Source organism: Rhizobium sp. CECT 9324, from assembly GCF_918741265.1.
GTDB lineage: Bacteria > Pseudomonadota > Alphaproteobacteria > Rhizobiales > Rhizobiaceae > Allorhizobium.
Map to the genome: position 1 here is coordinate 3,739,942 of NZ_CAKKMZ010000001.1, position 14,385 is coordinate 3,754,326.

General features: G+C 61.2%; 14 protein-coding genes. 5 read left to right on the top strand and 9 right to left on the bottom strand.

Translation table 11 applies throughout. The features are described from left to right. Nucleotides 1-7 precede the first annotated feature (7 nt). Nucleotides 8-1,219, top strand: coding sequence for a TIGR03862 family flavoprotein (locus tag LQ231_RS18195; RefSeq protein WP_230172714.1), 1,212 nt, complete (start codon nt 8-10; stop codon nt 1,217-1,219). Between the two features lie 13 nt (nt 1,220-1,232). Here LQ231_RS18195 and LQ231_RS18200 read toward each other — a convergent pair whose 3' ends face one another. From LQ231_RS18200 to LQ231_RS18230, 7 genes are all read right to left on the bottom strand, one after another. After that, a complete protein-coding gene (locus tag LQ231_RS18200; RefSeq protein ID WP_230172715.1) occupies nt 1,233-1,763 on the bottom strand; it encodes a DUF3833 family protein in 531 nt (176 codons plus the stop codon). A gap of 103 nt (nt 1,764-1,866) precedes the next feature. Then, a complete protein-coding gene (gene iolB / locus LQ231_RS18205) occupies nt 1,867-2,682 on the bottom strand; it encodes a 5-deoxy-glucuronate isomerase (RefSeq protein WP_230172717.1) in 816 nt (271 codons plus the stop codon). Further along, nucleotides 2,642-2,929 carry a hypothetical protein gene (locus tag LQ231_RS18210; RefSeq protein WP_230172719.1) on the bottom strand — a complete coding sequence of 96 codons (288 nt, stop codon included), beginning with the start codon at nt 2,927-2,929 and terminating at the stop codon, nt 2,642-2,644. Before LQ231_RS18210 ends, iolB begins: the two co-directional genes overlap by 41 nt. A 106-nt stretch (nt 2,930-3,035) precedes the next feature. Beyond that, nucleotides 3,036-3,929, bottom strand: coding sequence for a myo-inosose-2 dehydratase (gene iolE / locus LQ231_RS18215; RefSeq protein WP_230172721.1), 894 nt, complete (start codon nt 3,927-3,929; stop codon nt 3,036-3,038). 2 nt (nt 3,930-3,931) lie between these two features. Next, a complete protein-coding gene (gene iolD, locus LQ231_RS18220; RefSeq protein WP_230172723.1) occupies nt 3,932-5,752 on the bottom strand; it encodes a 3D-(3,5/4)-trihydroxycyclohexane-1,2-dione acylhydrolase (decyclizing) in 1,821 nt (606 codons plus the stop codon). Beyond that, a complete protein-coding gene (gene iolC / locus LQ231_RS18225; protein ID WP_230172724.1) occupies nt 5,749-7,689 on the bottom strand; it encodes a 5-dehydro-2-deoxygluconokinase in 1,941 nt (646 codons plus the stop codon). The genes iolD and iolC overlap by 4 nt, the downstream gene beginning before the upstream one ends. Before the next feature lie 136 nt (nt 7,690-7,825). Next, nucleotides 7,826-8,644, bottom strand: a complete 819-nt coding sequence (locus LQ231_RS18230; RefSeq protein ID WP_230172726.1) for a MurR/RpiR family transcriptional regulator — start codon at nt 8,642-8,644, stop codon at nt 7,826-7,828. A gap of 209 nt (nt 8,645-8,853) precedes the next feature. On the opposite strand from LQ231_RS18230, the gene iolG reads away from it, so the two are divergent. Continuing rightward, a complete protein-coding gene (gene iolG, locus LQ231_RS18235; RefSeq protein WP_230172728.1) occupies nt 8,854-9,849 on the top strand; it encodes an inositol 2-dehydrogenase in 996 nt (331 codons plus the stop codon). Between the two features lie 106 nt (nt 9,850-9,955). Here the strand turns inward: iolG and LQ231_RS18240 are convergent, their stop codons facing one another. Beyond that, complete coding sequence (locus LQ231_RS18240; protein WP_230173409.1) at nt 9,956-11,011, bottom strand: Gfo/Idh/MocA family oxidoreductase; 1,056 nt, start codon at nt 11,009-11,011, stop codon at nt 9,956-9,958. Continuing rightward, on the bottom strand, nt 11,011-11,796 hold the full coding sequence (locus tag LQ231_RS18245; protein ID WP_230172730.1) for a ThuA domain-containing protein: 786 nt from the start codon (nt 11,794-11,796) through the stop codon (nt 11,011-11,013). The genes LQ231_RS18240 and LQ231_RS18245 overlap by 1 nt, the downstream gene beginning before the upstream one ends. Nucleotides 11,797-12,121: 325 nt before the next feature. Between LQ231_RS18245 and LQ231_RS18250 the strand changes: the two genes are divergently transcribed. From LQ231_RS18250 to LQ231_RS18260, 3 genes are all read left to right on the top strand, one after another. Then, nucleotides 12,122-13,150 (top strand): substrate-binding domain-containing protein, encoded by a 1,029-nt coding sequence (locus LQ231_RS18250; RefSeq protein WP_230172731.1) that lies wholly within the window; start codon nt 12,122-12,124, stop codon nt 13,148-13,150. Continuing rightward, entirely contained in the window at nt 13,147-13,995 is an 849-nt protein-coding gene (locus tag LQ231_RS18255) for a PfkB family carbohydrate kinase (protein ID WP_230172735.1), read from the top strand. The genes LQ231_RS18250 and LQ231_RS18255 overlap by 4 nt, the downstream gene beginning before the upstream one ends. 73 nt (nt 13,996-14,068) lie before the next feature. Further along, nucleotides 14,069-14,368: a DUF982 domain-containing protein gene (locus LQ231_RS18260; protein WP_230172736.1), complete on the top strand. Its 300-nt coding sequence runs from the start codon at nt 14,069-14,071 to the stop codon at nt 14,366-14,368. Nucleotides 14,369-14,385: the final 17 nt, after the last annotated feature.

The following is a 14,385-nucleotide window of genomic DNA, read 5'->3' on the forward strand; positions in this document are numbered from 1 at the left end:
ATTGAGGATGAGCAGACGGCAGATCGCGATTGTCGGCGGCGGACCGGCGGGCCTGATAGCGGCGGAAACGCTCAACCGCAAAGGCCATGCCGTGACCGTCTACGACGCCATGCCGACGGTCGCGCGCAAGTTTCTGCTCGCCGGAAAATCAGGTCTCAACATCACCCACGCCGAGGACTATGCCCGCTTCGTCACGCGCTTTGGCAAGGCCAACGATTGGCTAAGCAACGCACTGGACCTGATGACACCGGATGATATCCGAGCCTGGGCTGCAGCACTCGGCACGGAGACCTTCATCGGCACTTCGGGACGTGTCTTCCCGAAAGCCATGAAGGCATCCCCCCTCCTGCGCGCCTGGCTGAAGCGGCTCGAGGCACAAGGCGTTCGCATTCTCACCCGTCATCGCTGGACCGGCTTTGCCGGCAAGGCCCTGACATTCGAAACGCCGGATGGCCCTGTGCAGATCGAGCCCGACGCGACGCTGTTTGCCCTCGGCGGCGCCAGCTGGCCGAAACTGGGATCGGATGCGGCCTGGGTAGCACCCCTGCGCGCAGAAGGTGTTGCCATCCGCGATCTCCTGCCGGCAAACTGCGGCTTTGACTGCGATTTCAGCGCAATGTTCAACAGCCGATTTTCCGGCGTGCCGGTCAAATCCGTCAAGGCGACCTCGGCAGCCGGAACCACCCAGGGCGAATTCGTCATCAGCCGCGGCGGCATCGAGGGCAGCCTGATCTATGCCCATGCGGCCGCGCTACGGGATGCGCTGATCGACACCGGGCAAGCCGCTCTGTCGCTCGATCTGGCACCCGGTCGGGATCAGGCCCGCCTTGCCCGCGATCTGGCAAGGCAGGATGCCAAGGCAAGTTTTGCGACGCGATTGAAGAAGGCAACCGGCCTCGACGGCGTAAAGGTAGCGCTGCTGCGTGAGGTCGAACCCGATGCGAACCGGTTGCCGCCAGAGGCCTTGGCAAGCCTGATCAAGGCCCTGCCGCTAAGGGTTACCCGGCCACGGCCGATCGGCGAGGCCATTTCATCTGCCGGCGGCGTCGCCTTTGAGGCCGTCGATCCCCATTTCATGTTGAAAACACGGCCCGGCACCTTTGTCGCCGGCGAGATGCTCGATTGGGAGGCGCCAACCGGCGGCTATCTGCTGACGGCCTGTTTTGCCACCGGCAAGGCAGCCGCCGAAGGCATCGCAACCTGGCTCGAGCCCAATTGAGCGTCGCTCGGCCTTACCGGGACGCCGACTTTGCGCTCGACCCCGGCTTGCGAAACTCGACCGTGGTCTTGGCCACTGGAAAACCGAATTTTGTCACCAGCGCGGTGTTCAACACCGTGCCATCGGCGCGCAAGACCATCTTGTCGTAGAAATGCACCTTGTTCGCCTGTTTGGCGGAATCGAGATAGACCAGATAGTTGAACTTCGCGACCGGCCCATTGAGCGTCACTTTTGTCTCGCCGATCACATCCTCCCGGGTGCCGGAATAGGTCGCCGGACCCGTCTTCACGAACCGCCACGTCTTGCGATCCTTCGTGCCGTCATCGAAGACGAAATCCTCGCGCAGCGTCAACGTCCGGCCATCCCATTTGCCGGTCAGATCGACGGTGAAGCTGCGCTTGACGCCGTTGATCGCCCGGAACGATCCAACAGCCTCCGTGCGTCCGGTGAAATAATCTTCGAAGGTGAATTTGTCCGCGGCATTGCCTGCGGACGACATCAAACTCAGCGCTAGCCCGAACAGGGCAAATCCGACCTTGGACATTGAACGTCTCCATGACTGGTGCAGTGTGCATCCAGTACGCAGACGGCCATCGCCCGGTTTGTCGTGGCGCGATCAAAATATCATCGCGCCGACCGGTCACCTGTCAGGACGGCGGATTGTCGCGCTGATAGATCCAGTCATGATCCGGATGGTTCTCGAAGCGCCACTTGCGCAAGGGGCCTGCCATGACGTTGAGATAATACATCTCGTAGCCATAGGGTGCGCCGCAGGGATGGTGCCCCTTCGGCACCAGAACCACGTCGCCATCCGACACCGCCATGGTCTCGTCCAGCGAACCATCCTCGGTAAACACCCGCTGGAAGCCGAAGCCCTGCGCCGGGTTCAGCCGGTGATAATAGGTCTCCTCGAGATAGGTCATCTCGGGATAATTGTCTTCGTCGTGGCGATGCGGCGGATAGGACGACCAGTTGCCCGACGGCGTGAACACTTCCGTCACCAGCAGGCTGTCGGCAACGTCACGGTCCTCCATGGCGATCGGATAGATATAGCGGGTATTGGCATCCTTGCCGCGCTGGACATAGGCAATGCCCTCCGGCCCGATCTGCTGGGCTTCGCGGCCGGGCATGGCCGGTGCTGTGCAGACCGCAAGCACGCAGTCGGTGGTCGCCGTCGCCGACCACTCGGAGCCGGCCGGCACATAGACGCAATGCGGCGGCTTCTTCTCAAAGACCGACATGCGGTCGCCGAGTTCGCCGAAACTCTTGCCGCCGCCGGACACCGTCGCCTTGCCCTCGACAAGCACTAGAATGACCTCCGTCTCGCCGGTCTGTTCAAACGCGTTTTCACCCGGTTTCAAGTGATAGAGCCCGAAGCCGACATAGCCCCAATTGGCACTGGCCGGCGTGATGTCGTGGACTTTACCGGTCCTGGCCACCGGCTTGCGGAGCAGATCCGTCATCGTCATCTCCCTCGTCTTCCTGTCGAGCCTTGGCGGCATCCTCAGCCGCCTTGGCTTTCGCAATTGTGTGGCCGTACATGAACAGCAATTCGTAGGCCGCGTAGGCGGACGCGCCGAAAAACACGACGGCCCAGCCCATGGCATTGTTGTAAAGCTCGACACCGCCCCAGGCTGCCGGCAGAAGAACGGTCAGAATGCGCCGCCAGAGAGGCTTGAAAAACGGATGTTTCGGGTCGAGAATCTGCACGGCGGCTCCTGGAGGTCGCGGAAAACTGATCTGCAGTAGTCCGCAAACCTGCACTGTGTCAAAGGCGAAGGCAGTCCATCGGCACCGCCTTCGTCGATTGCGTCGGTCAGGTCAGGCCGGCATCCTTGGCCATTGCCTTCAGCGATTTCAGGCCAAGGCTCTGGTATTCGAACGGATTGCGGACATCCGGATCCTGTTCCGCCTCGATGACGATCCAGCCCTGATAGCCGTTTTCAGCCGCCAGCTTGAGGACCGGCGGGAAATCGACGCCGCCTTCGCTGTCGCCGGGGACCGTGAACACGCCGCGGCGCACGCCTTCGAGGAAGGAGAGGTTTTCGTCGCGAACCTGCTTTGCGATGACCGGACGGACATTCTTCGCATGGATATGGCCGACGCGGCCCATGTGCTTCTTGGCCAGTTCTTCCGGATTACCGCCGCCGAACAGGCAATGGCCGGTATCGAGCAGCAGTTTCGCATGCGGACCGGTATGGGCCATCAGCTTGTCGATCTCTTCGGGGCTTTCGACGATCGTGCCCATGTGGTGATGGTAGACCAGTGTTATGCCCTGGGCTGCCGCATAGTCGGCCAGCGCCTCGACACCGGCACCGAAGGCCTTCCAGTCGGCGTCTGCGAGCTTCGGGCGATCATTCACCGCCGTATCGTCGGCACCGTGAATGGCATTCGACGTCTCGCAGACGATGATCACCTTCGAACCCATGGCCTTCAAAAGATCGAGCGCCGGCTGCATCGCGGCCTTCTCGTCCTCGATCGAATGTGTCAGCAGGTTGAGCGAATGCCAGCCGGAGACGTAGCGCAGGCCGCGTGGCTCGAGAACAGCCTTGAGGCCATCGGGATCCTGCGGAAACTTGTGGCCCTTCTCGATGCCGTCGAAACCGATCTTGCCGGTCTCGTCCAGGCATTGGTCGAGGCTGATATGGGCGCCGAGCGAGCGATCATCGTCATTCGTCCAGGCAATCGGATTGGTACCAAACAGGATCATGATCAGGTTCTTTCCTTGAGCGCGGATTCATAGGCGGCGCGCGCCGTGTTGACTTCCGGACGGACCGAGACTTCCGGCACCGCGACATCCCACCAGTAACCACCGGCATCGGGCGTTGGATAAGGATCGGTGTCGATGACGATGACCGTCGTGGCCGTGCTTTCGCGCGCCGCATCGAGCGCCTTTTCCAGCTCCGCGATCGACGCGACCTTGTGCGACACGGCCCCCATCGACGCCGCATGGGCGGCAAAATCGATACTGATCGGGTTGACGTTGCTATGGGCGTAGAGATTGTTGAACTCGGCGCCGCCGGTGCCCATCTGCAGCCGGTTGATGCAGCCGTAGCCACGGTTGTCGGTGATCACCAGGGTGATCTTCAACCCCATGCCGACCGCCGTCGCCAGTTCCGAATTCATCATCATATAGGAACCGTCGCCGACCATGACGATCACGTCACGATCGGGCTCGGCCATCTTGATGCCGAGGCCACCGGCCACTTCATAGCCCATGCAGGAGAAGCCGTATTCCATGTGATAGGACAGCGGCAGCTTGGCCTTCCACAACTGGTGCAACTCCCCCGGCATCGTGCCGGCGGCGCACATCACGACGGTATTGTCGCGCGAGGCGCGCTGGACTGCACCGATCACCTGCATGTCGGTCGGCAGCGCATTGCCGTCTTTCGGCGCAGCGGTCACCGCATCGGCCTTGGCGAACCACTGCGCCTTCAATCCAGCATCCGGCGCGCCGAAGCGATGGTCGCCGAGCGCCTTGCTGAGCTTTTCAAGACCGACCTTGGCATCGGCCGTCAGCGGGATCGCCTCGTGCTTGGCGCTGTCATAGGGCTGCACATTGAGGGCTAGGATCTTGCGCGCCGGGTTCTTGAACAGCGCCCAGGAGCCGGTGGTGAAATCCTGGAAACGGGTGCCGACGCCGATCACCAGATCGGCATTTTCCGAAACCGCATTGGCGCTCTCGGCACCGGTGACGCCAACCGGGCCGAAGTTGAGACCATGATCCCAGGCCAGTGCCGACTTGCCGGCCTGCGTCTCGACGACAGGGATCTGATGTTTGTCGACAAAAGCCTTCAGCGTCTCGGTCGCTCCGGAAAAATGCACGCCGCCACCGGCAACGATAACCGGGTTCTTCGCCGCCTTGATCGCTGCGACTGCCGCCTCGAATTCCTGCGCATCCGGCTCCGGACGGCGCTGGTGCCAGACCTTTTTGGCAAAGAAGCTTTCCGGATAGTCATAGGCTTCCGCCTGCACGTCCTGGCAGAAGGCAAGCGTGACAGGACCGCAATCGGCCGGATCGGTCATCGTGCGCAACGCGCGCGGCAGCGCCGTCAGCAATTGCTCGGGGCGCATGATCCGGTCGAAATAGCGGCTGACTGGCTTGAAGCAATCATTGGCCGACATCGTGCCATCGCCGAAATCCTCGATCTGCTGCAAAACCGGATCGGGGCCGCGATTGGCAAACACATCGCCCGGAATGAACAGCACCGGCAGGCGGTTGACATGCGCGAGTGCCGCCGCCGTCACCATGTTGAGCGCGCCAGGACCGATCGACGAGGTCACCGCCATCGCTCGGCGACGGCCGATCTGCTTGCTATAGGCGATCGCCGCATGGGCCATCGACTGCTCGTTCTGGCCGCGATAGGTCTGCAATTCGTTGCGGATGCCATGCAACGCCTCGCCGATGCCGGCGACATTGCCGTGACCGAAGATCGCCCAGACGCCGGCGATATAGGTCTCGCCATGCTCGTTATATTGGTTGGCGAGATAGCGCACCAGCGCCTGCGCCGCCGTCAGTCTGACCGTCTTCATGCCTTCTCTCCCTTGGCGGCGCGTGCTCCGCTGCGAGCCCCTGCACGAGCCTTGTCCCAGACCTCGCACAGACTGCGATAGCGCTTCACCATATCCTCAATAGCGTCCTGGTCGCTGATCGCACCGGACAACCATTTGCGGGCCGCATCGCCGAAGATCGTCCGGCCGACGGCAAAGCCCTTGACCAGATCGAAGCCGGCCGCCAGCGCAAAACTCTCCTCCAGCTCCGCCTGCGGCGCATCGAGGCCGAGCACGACGATGCCGCGCGTATAGGCATCGTGGCGCTCGATGGCGGAACAGGCATTCGCCCAGGACGCCTTCGTCTTCATCGGCTCGAGCTTCCACCAGTCCGGATAGATGTCGAGCTCGTAGAAACGCTCGATGATCTTGGCGGCAGTATGGTCATCGACCGGCCCGACCTTGGACGGAATGATCTCGAGCAGGAATTCCAGATTGTTGCGCCGCGCCGCATGGAAGAGACGGACGACCGTCTGCTCCTGATCGGCGCGCATTTCGGCCGTATCGTCGGGATGGTAGAAGCACAGAACCTTGACGACGTTTTCGACCGGCCACTCGTTGAGCCCACCGAAATCCGGACCGATTTCCGGTTCCACGGTCAAAGGCCGCGAACCCGGCCATTCGACCGGACGACCGATCCACAGACCTGTGCCACTTGCCGCATAAAGCGCCTCGCGCCCGACACGGCTGTCGCAGAGAATGCCATAGCCGGGCTTGCCATCGGCAACACTAAGCGCCGCCTTCAGGCACAGTTTCTTGAAATCGCCGATCCGGCTGTCGGAGACACCGGCCTCCTTGGCCATGGCTTCGAGCTGCATGCGGTGATCGAAGGCGAAAACCCGCATCTTCGACCAGTCGCCCTTGCGGTTTGTCGACCAGTGCACCTGCTCCAACGCTTTGTCCTTGCGCAGCGCCTTGTTCTGGATGCCGGTCCGGAAGAAATATTGCAGCTCCTCCCAGCTCGGATAGGCTGGCGTGCAGCCGTGGCGCGACACCGCGAAGGCACCGCAGGCATTGGCGAATTTCAACGACGTCGGCCAGTCCTCGCCCGTCAGCCAGCCCTTCAGCAGACCCGACATAAAACCGTCGCCGGCGCCGAGCACGTTGAACACCTCGATCGGGAACCCCTCCCCGGTCTGCCCCTCGTCGAGACTGTCGGGGATGGCATCTTCGAACACGACGGCACCCATCGGACCGCGCTTGCAGACCAAAGTCGCGGGCGAGACCTGGCGAACGGCCCTGAGCGCCTCGATTGTATCGGTCGAGCCACCGGCAATATGGAATTCCTCCTCCGTGCCGACGATCAGGTTGAACAGATGCAGGGTCGACTGCAGCTTGGCCGTGACCTTGGCGGATTCGATAAAGCGGCTCTCGCCGTCGCCATGGCCTGCCAAGCCCCAGAGATTGGGGCGATAGTCGATGTCGAGCGCAGTCAGCCCACCGTGCTGGCGCGAAATCTCCAGCGCCTTCAGCACCGCCTGCTCGGTGCGCGGATTGGACAGATGCGTGCCGGTCACGCAGACGCAGCGCGCCTCGGAAACAAAGTCGACATCAATATCGTCTTCGCAGAGCGCCATGTCGGCACAGTTTTCGCGGTAGAAGATCAGCGGGAACTGGTGTTCGTCCCGTATGCCGAGCAGTACCAGCGCCGTCAGTCGCTCAGGGTCCGTCACGACGCCGCGCACATCGACCCCCTCGCGCACCAGCTGCTCGCGAATGAACCGCCCCATGTGCTCGTTGCCGACGCGGGTGATCAGACCGGACTTCAACCCCAGCCGCGCGGTGCCGGCCGCGATATTGGTCGGAGAACCGCCGATATATTTGTTGAACGAGGCCATGTCTTCCAGACGGCCGCCGACCTGGGCGCCGTACAAGTCCACGGATGATCGGCCGATCGTGATGAGATCGAGTGATGCCACGCTGAAACCTCCCTGACGGTCGCGAGGTCTCAAAGCCTCGCCTGCCGCTGTCGATCGCGCTCACATGGAACGCCGATCAAAATCCTCTTCCGAAATGGACTATAAATTCTATTTTTAGTCCTTTCAACACAAATATTCAGCCATCTTGTCGCGCCGTTCCGACAGCAACGGATAGCGTGATCGCCAGACACAGCGTGGCAGACAGCGACCGGAAGGCGCCGAAATCGACCTCGGAAACCGAGAGCGCAATCGCATCGAACCGACGCAAAGGACTGACCGCCGTGTCGGTTACCGCAACCACCGGAATGCCACGCCCGGAAACCTGCTCGACCAGATCGATCGTCTCGGCCGAATAGGGAGCAAAGGTGATCGCCAGCAGCGCATCGCCTTCCCGGATCGCATGATGATTTTCCAACCGCCCGACCACGCTGTGCAACATGGCAGGCACACCCATCTTTTCGAAGGCGTATGCCATGTAGCTTGCCACCGGGAAGGATCGCCGAAGACCGACGATATGGATCATATGCGCGGAGGAAAGCGTTGCGACAGCCTTGTCCAGGGCCTGCGGATCAACGGTTTTCAGCAGATTTTCCAGCGATAGCCGGCCCGCCTCGACAAATTCGCCGAGCAGTGCCGAGGGGCTGCCTTCGGCTTTTTCGCGCAGGTGATCGAGCCGCGTCGAATAGTCCGGCCATCCGCCGACAAAGCTGTCGCGAAACAGCCGCTGCATCTCTGAAAAACCCGAAAAACCCATGATCTGGCAGAACCGCATAAAGGCCGAGGGCTGCACGCCTGCCCCGTCCGCCATCTCGGCGACGGTGGACACAGCAATGCGATCCTGATTGGCCGCGACATAATCTGCGCATTGCCGAAGCCGTTTCGGCAGGCTGCCGGAAACCTCCAGCAACCGCTCCTCGAACGCCTTCACCGTTGCCGGCCCGCCGATCTCTTCCATTCAGTTCCTTTCCGCGAACCACGCTTGACACAAACCGTATCACAATCTAGCAAAATAGAACGTATATTCCAAATACGGATCTGGGATAGTCATCGAGGAGATGAACGTCGGGACCAGCCACGAGGAGGGCCCTGCCGAAAACCGGGTCCGCTGCAACAACGAGGCCGCCGCCGATGGAACTCGGCAGAGCGAGCATGGGAGGAAATGACATGGTCACGAGATTGGCCCTTCTGGGCGCAGGCCGCATCGGCAAGGTACATGCGAAAGCCATTGCGGAAGACAAGCGCGCCAAGCTGGTTGCCGTCGCCGACGCCTTTGCCGACGCTGCCAACGCCATTGCCGCCCAGACCGGCTGCGCGGTGATGACGATCGAGGAGATCGAGGCGGACAAGGACATCGACGCGGTCATTATCTGCACGCCGACCAACACCCATGCCGACCTGATCGAGCGTTTCGCCAAGGCCGGCAAGGCGATCTTCTGCGAAAAGCCGATCGATCTGGATGTGGCCCGCGCCAAGGCCTGCCTGGAAACCGTGCGCGCCGTCGGCGGCAAGGTCATGCTCGGCTTCAACCGCCGTTTCGACCCGCATTTCCAGGCCGTGCGCAAGGAAATCGACAAGGGCTCGATCGGCAAGGTCGAGATGGTGACGATCACCAGCCGCGACCCGGGCGCGCCGCCGGCCGAATATATCAAGGTCTCCGGCGGCATCTTCCGCGACATGACCATCCATGACTTCGACATGGCCCGCTTCCTGCTCGGTGAGGAAATCGAGACGGTCCAGGCCTCGGCTTCCGTGCTCGTCGACCCGAAGATCGGCGAACTCGGCGACTATGACAGCGCATCGCTGATCCTGACGACGAAAAGCGGCCGCCAGGCGATCATCTCGAATTCGCGCCGTGCTTCCTACGGCTACGATCAGCGCATCGAAGTACACGGCTCGCTCGGCTCGGTCTCGGCCGAAAACCAGCGCCCGGTCTCGATCGAGGTTGCCAACAAGGACGGTTACACCCGTCCGCCGCTGCACGATTTCTTCATGACCCGCTACACGGCGGCCTACGCCGCTGAGATCTCGGCCTTCATCGACAGCCTCGAACAGGGAACCCCGATGGCGCCGTCAGCCGAAGACGGCCTGATCGCATTGGCGCTCGCCGACGCAGCCATCAAGGCCGCCAAGGAAAAGACGGCAATCACCGTCGCCTACTGATCTCGAACATCCGCAAATCTGGTGCGGACATTTCGACCGCGCCAAACAGAAACGCCGCCCGAACCTCCTCGGGCGGCGTTTTTGTCATCGGCAGGACCTCATGCAATCAGACAGCCAGTTCGCGGCGTTCGACTTCCGTGATCATGGCAAGATCGAGGATTTTCTGCAGATTGGCGGCATGACGGAAGCCCGGTTCCTGCAGCGTGTTGCCCGACCGGATTGCCGCGATGAACTTCTGGTAGTTCGTCTCGACCGGATCAACCTCGATCTCGCGCCAGAGCCCCGTTTCCACATCCTCGTTCAGGCAGACGCGAAGCGATGAATCCTCCAGCGTGTGGATCACTTCGAGCGCACCCTTGTCCCCATGCACGCGCAATCTGAGCTCATTCAGATGCCCGGTCGCCCAACGGCTCGCATGGATGACCCCCATGGCGCCATTGGTAAACTCGGTCGTCATGGTGAAGCTGTCATTGGCGTCGAGGTCATATTCGCCAATCTTGTTGCCCGGTGCCTTTTCGAAGGTTTTCAGCCGCGCGAAGATATGATCGATATCGGTCGCCGCGCCATAGCCGGCAAAGTCCAGGATATGAATGCCGACGTCGCCCAGTACACCATTCGAACCGTGCTTGGTCGACAGGCGCCACAGCCACTGGCTCTCCGTCGCCCAGTCACCCCAGGCCTTGGACACCAGCCAGCTTTGCAGATAAGACGCTTCGATATGGCGCACGCGGCCAATATCTCCGCCGATCACCATCTGCCGTGCCTTCTGCACCTCCGCCACATTGCGGTAAGTCAGGTTGACCATGTTGACGAGCCCGGAGGCTTCCGCCACCGTCGCCATTTCATCAGCCTTCGCATAGCTTTCCGCCAATGGCTTTTCGCACATCACATGCTTGCCCGCCGCCAGAAGCTGCAGCGTTGTCGGATAATGGATGCGGTCTGGTGTTACATTGGTGACGGCATCGAACTCGCCCCAGGCGATGGCTTCGTCCAGGGAGGTGAATGTGTTGGGAATGCCGTGACGTGTCGCAAAGGCACGCACCGTGGCTATGTCGACGTCGACTGCGGCGACGACTTGCACGTCGCTGATCGTCGAAAAATGCATCACATGGTTGTTGGCCATGCCGCCAGTGCCAAGCACCAGAAGACGGATCGGCTTCATCATTTGTAACCTTCCTCACCGGCCTGATGCAGACGGGGCCCGCGTTCGGTGATCGGCTCCAGCGCATGTTCAACCGGCACGTTCGGCGCATCATGCACAGCGCCGTAACTTGGCATCGGATTATAGGCCCACTTCACCCCGTTGCGGATGACCTGCTGCACATTGGCGTCATGATAGGTGGGATAGGTCTCGTGACCGGGGCGGAAGTAGAAGATATTGCCGGCGCCACGCCGCCAGGTCAGGCCTGAGCGGAAGACTTCGCCACCCGCGAACCAGGAGATGAACACGGTTTCCAACGGTTCGGGAACGGAAAAGAACTCGCCATACATCTCTTCGTTCTCAAGCACGAAATTTTCCGGAATACCGGCAGCGATCGGATGCCCGGGATTGACCGTCCATAGCCGCTCGCGCTCACCGGCCTCGCGCCATTTCAACGCGCAGGGCGTGCCCATAAGCCGCTTGAACGGCTTGGAAAAATGTCCCGAATGCAGGACAAGCAGACCCATGCCCTCCCAAACGCGCTTGGCCACACGCTCGACGATGTCGTCGGAGACGTCACCATGGGCCTTGTGACCCCACCAGACCAGCACGTCGGTCTCCGCCAGCCGCTCGGCCGAAAGTCCGTGCTCCGGTTCCTGCAACGTCGCGGTCGTCGCCTCGATATCGCCATCGACATTGAGACTAGCGGCAATCGTCGCATGCATGCCATCGGGATAAATGCCACGAACGACGGCGTTTTCCCTCTCGTGGATATTCTCTCCCCAGACAACTGTTCTGATAGGCACCTAACATTCTCCTCTTTTCGGCATGCCGCAAATCTGCTGCATCTGACGATTCTACCAATGTTCCACCCGGACAACAGGTCCATTCACGTTAAGAATTGAAACCGCTTTGGATGTCGGCAACCTGCCAAATCGATCGATATCTGTCAAAAGAAGAACCTCGTAATTTTGACTTTATCACGACAAAAAACCTAAAAGCTGCATTGCAGTAAAAATTGATGCCAGCAAAATTTGAAAGCGTTTTCGGTCAGTCTTTTTCCTTGCTCCCCGGTCAAAATCTTGCAAATCATGAATCGGCAACCGTCCAGATCAAACGATGAAAGAGGCGATGAAGCTCAAGGAATTTGCCCTCAGGATCGGCCTGTCCCCGACCACTGTCAGCCGCGCCTTGGGCGGCTATGCCGAGGTGAGCGAAGTGACGCGTGCGCGGGTGCTGGAGGAGGCCAACCGTCTGGGGTATCGACCGAACATCAACGCCGTGCGGTTGGCGACCGGCAGGGCCGGCGCAATCGGTGTGGTGATGAGCCGGGCCGGAGAATATCAGTTCTCCGAATTCATGAGCGGGATGGCAGAGCGACTGGGTCGCGAAGACATCGATATTCTCGTCACGCCCATGGCCGAAGAGGATCCCCGCGACGAACTTCAGATATACAGGAGGCTGGCCGAAAGCCGCAGGGTCGACGCCATCGTCATTCACTCTCCCCGACCGAAGGACCCCCGCATCGCCCTGCTCCACCAGTTGAAGATGCCCTTCATCGTGCATGGCCGGTCTGAAACGGAAGTCCCGCATGCCTGGCTCGACATCGACAACGAGGGTGCTATTCGCCGCAGCACAGAGCATTTGCTCGACCTCGGCCACAGGCGCATCGCGCTTATCAACGGCCTGGAGGGCCTGACCTTCACCACCCATCGCGATCTCGGTTATCGATCGGCGCTGCAGGCACGGGACATCCCATACGACGCCGGCATTGTCGGCCATGGTAATTTTACCGACGAGGTCGGATTCCGCCTTGCCCGCGCGTCGCTGGAACAGCACCCGCGACCGACGGCAATGGTCGCCGGCTCGATGATGACAGCTCTAGGCGTCTACCGGGCTGCGCGCGCGATGAACCTTGCTGTCGGCAAGGATCTGTCGGTGATCGCGCATGACGACGTCTTTCCCTATCTGACCGCCGATAACATGGCACCATCCCTTTCGACGACACGGTCGTCGATCCGCTCAGCCGGCGCCCGCATCGCCGACCTGCTGCTACACATCCTGTCCGACGGCGACCCGATCGAGATCCGGGAGTTGTGGCCGGTCGAACTGATCCTCAGAGACTCCACCAAGCCGGTACCACGAGATATGTCTGCATGATCACCAACGCGACGGCCAAGACCATCATCGTCATCGGACACATCAACCACGACCGAATCTGGCATCTGACCGAGCCGCTGCGGGCCGGCGGGCGCATCGCTTGGCGCGCACGCGAAGCGAGGCTTGGCGGCGGCGGCTATTTTACCGCCCGGCGACTGCTTGATTTTGGTCACCGTGTCCGGATCCTGTCCAATCTCATGGCCGACGACGCGGGCAGAAAGGCAATGATTTCGCTGGCGGATACGGGTTTCGACACGAGCCTGATTACCGAGCGCGAAGGCGAAACGGATTTTGCCGATATCCTGCTCGATCCCACGGGTGAACGTACCATCCTCTCCAATGAGCGGCGCCTTGCCCGGACCTTCGCGCTGGCCGAGCCCGCCACAGCCGATGCATTCTACATCAACGGCCCGCATCTCTCCGATACAGTCCGCCAGTCTCTCGATGCCGCGCCTCTGGTCATCTCGCAACTGCCGCTGCGCGACGGCGGACCGCGTGCCGCCGATGTCATCGTTGGCTCCAAGGCGGATATGCCGGGCAAAGCCCTGAGCGTGATCTGGGAGGAGGCCAAGGCCCTTGCCGGGGTGCGGCTTCGCCATCTGGTCATGACCGACGGGCCCGACCCCACCTCGATCTTTGACGGCGAGACGGAGCAGCGCATTCCGGTGCCCTTACATGTCAACGTGAGAGACACGATCGGCGCTGGAGACACCTTTAGCGGCGCCTTGCTCGATGGTCTCCTCAAAGGCCGCGAAATCACGTCAGCGACCCTGGATGCCAGCCGTTCCACCGCAGAATGGCTGTTGCAGCGTGAGGCGATGTTCACAGAAATTTCAAATCAATAGCAGGATTATTTGCGCCCGGCTCGGGAACCTCCAAGCCAACTCGCGAGTTCGTGGGATCGATATGGAGGATTGCATGACCGAAGCCGATTTCACCTGGGCCACACCCGTCGAACTGGAACTGCATAGCGGCCTGACGAGACGCTTTACAAATGCGTATGACGCCCTCGATTTTCTCGAGGCGGAGTGGCCGACGCGCCGGGGCCTTGCCTATCAGCACGCTGTGCTGCTGTGCCGCAACACGTTACGCAGCCCGAAAACGACAGAATTGGCGCGGGCGGCTTTCATTGCCGCCGCCACCGAAGCCGGAATGCCGCAATGCACCGACCCATCGCGACTGGTCAGCTTCCGCCCGGGCAAGAAGGCAGTTGCCTGAAGCCACGCGCGCCGGGA

Excerpts from the sequence above, each read along its gene's own strand:
- LQ231_RS18195 (WP_230172714.1), top strand. The coding sequence starts at position 8 with ATGAGCAGACGGCAGATCGCGATTGTCGGCGGCGGACCGGCGGGCCTG.
- LQ231_RS18200 (WP_230172715.1), bottom strand. The coding sequence starts at position 1,763 with ATGTCCAAGGTCGGATTTGCCCTGTTCGGGCTAGCGCTGAGTTTGATG.
- iolB (WP_230172717.1), bottom strand. The coding sequence starts at position 2,682 with ATGACGGATCTGCTCCGCAAGCCGGTGGCCAGGACCGGTAAAGTCCAC.
- iolE (WP_230172721.1), bottom strand. The coding sequence starts at position 3,929 with ATGATCCTGTTTGGTACCAATCCGATTGCCTGGACGAATGACGATGAT.
- iolD (WP_230172723.1), bottom strand. The coding sequence starts at position 5,752 with ATGAAGACGGTCAGACTGACGGCGGCGCAGGCGCTGGTGCGCTATCTC.
- LQ231_RS18230 (WP_230172726.1), bottom strand. The coding sequence starts at position 8,644 with ATGGAAGAGATCGGCGGGCCGGCAACGGTGAAGGCGTTCGAGGAGCGG.
- iolG (WP_230172728.1), top strand. The coding sequence starts at position 8,854 with ATGGTCACGAGATTGGCCCTTCTGGGCGCAGGCCGCATCGGCAAGGTA.
- LQ231_RS18240 (WP_230173409.1), bottom strand. The coding sequence starts at position 11,011 with ATGAAGCCGATCCGTCTTCTGGTGCTTGGCACTGGCGGCATGGCCAAC.
- LQ231_RS18250 (WP_230172731.1), top strand. The coding sequence starts at position 12,122 with ATGAAGCTCAAGGAATTTGCCCTCAGGATCGGCCTGTCCCCGACCACT.
- LQ231_RS18255 (WP_230172735.1), top strand. The coding sequence starts at position 13,147 with ATGATCACCAACGCGACGGCCAAGACCATCATCGTCATCGGACACATC.
- LQ231_RS18260 (WP_230172736.1), top strand. The coding sequence starts at position 14,069 with ATGACCGAAGCCGATTTCACCTGGGCCACACCCGTCGAACTGGAACTG.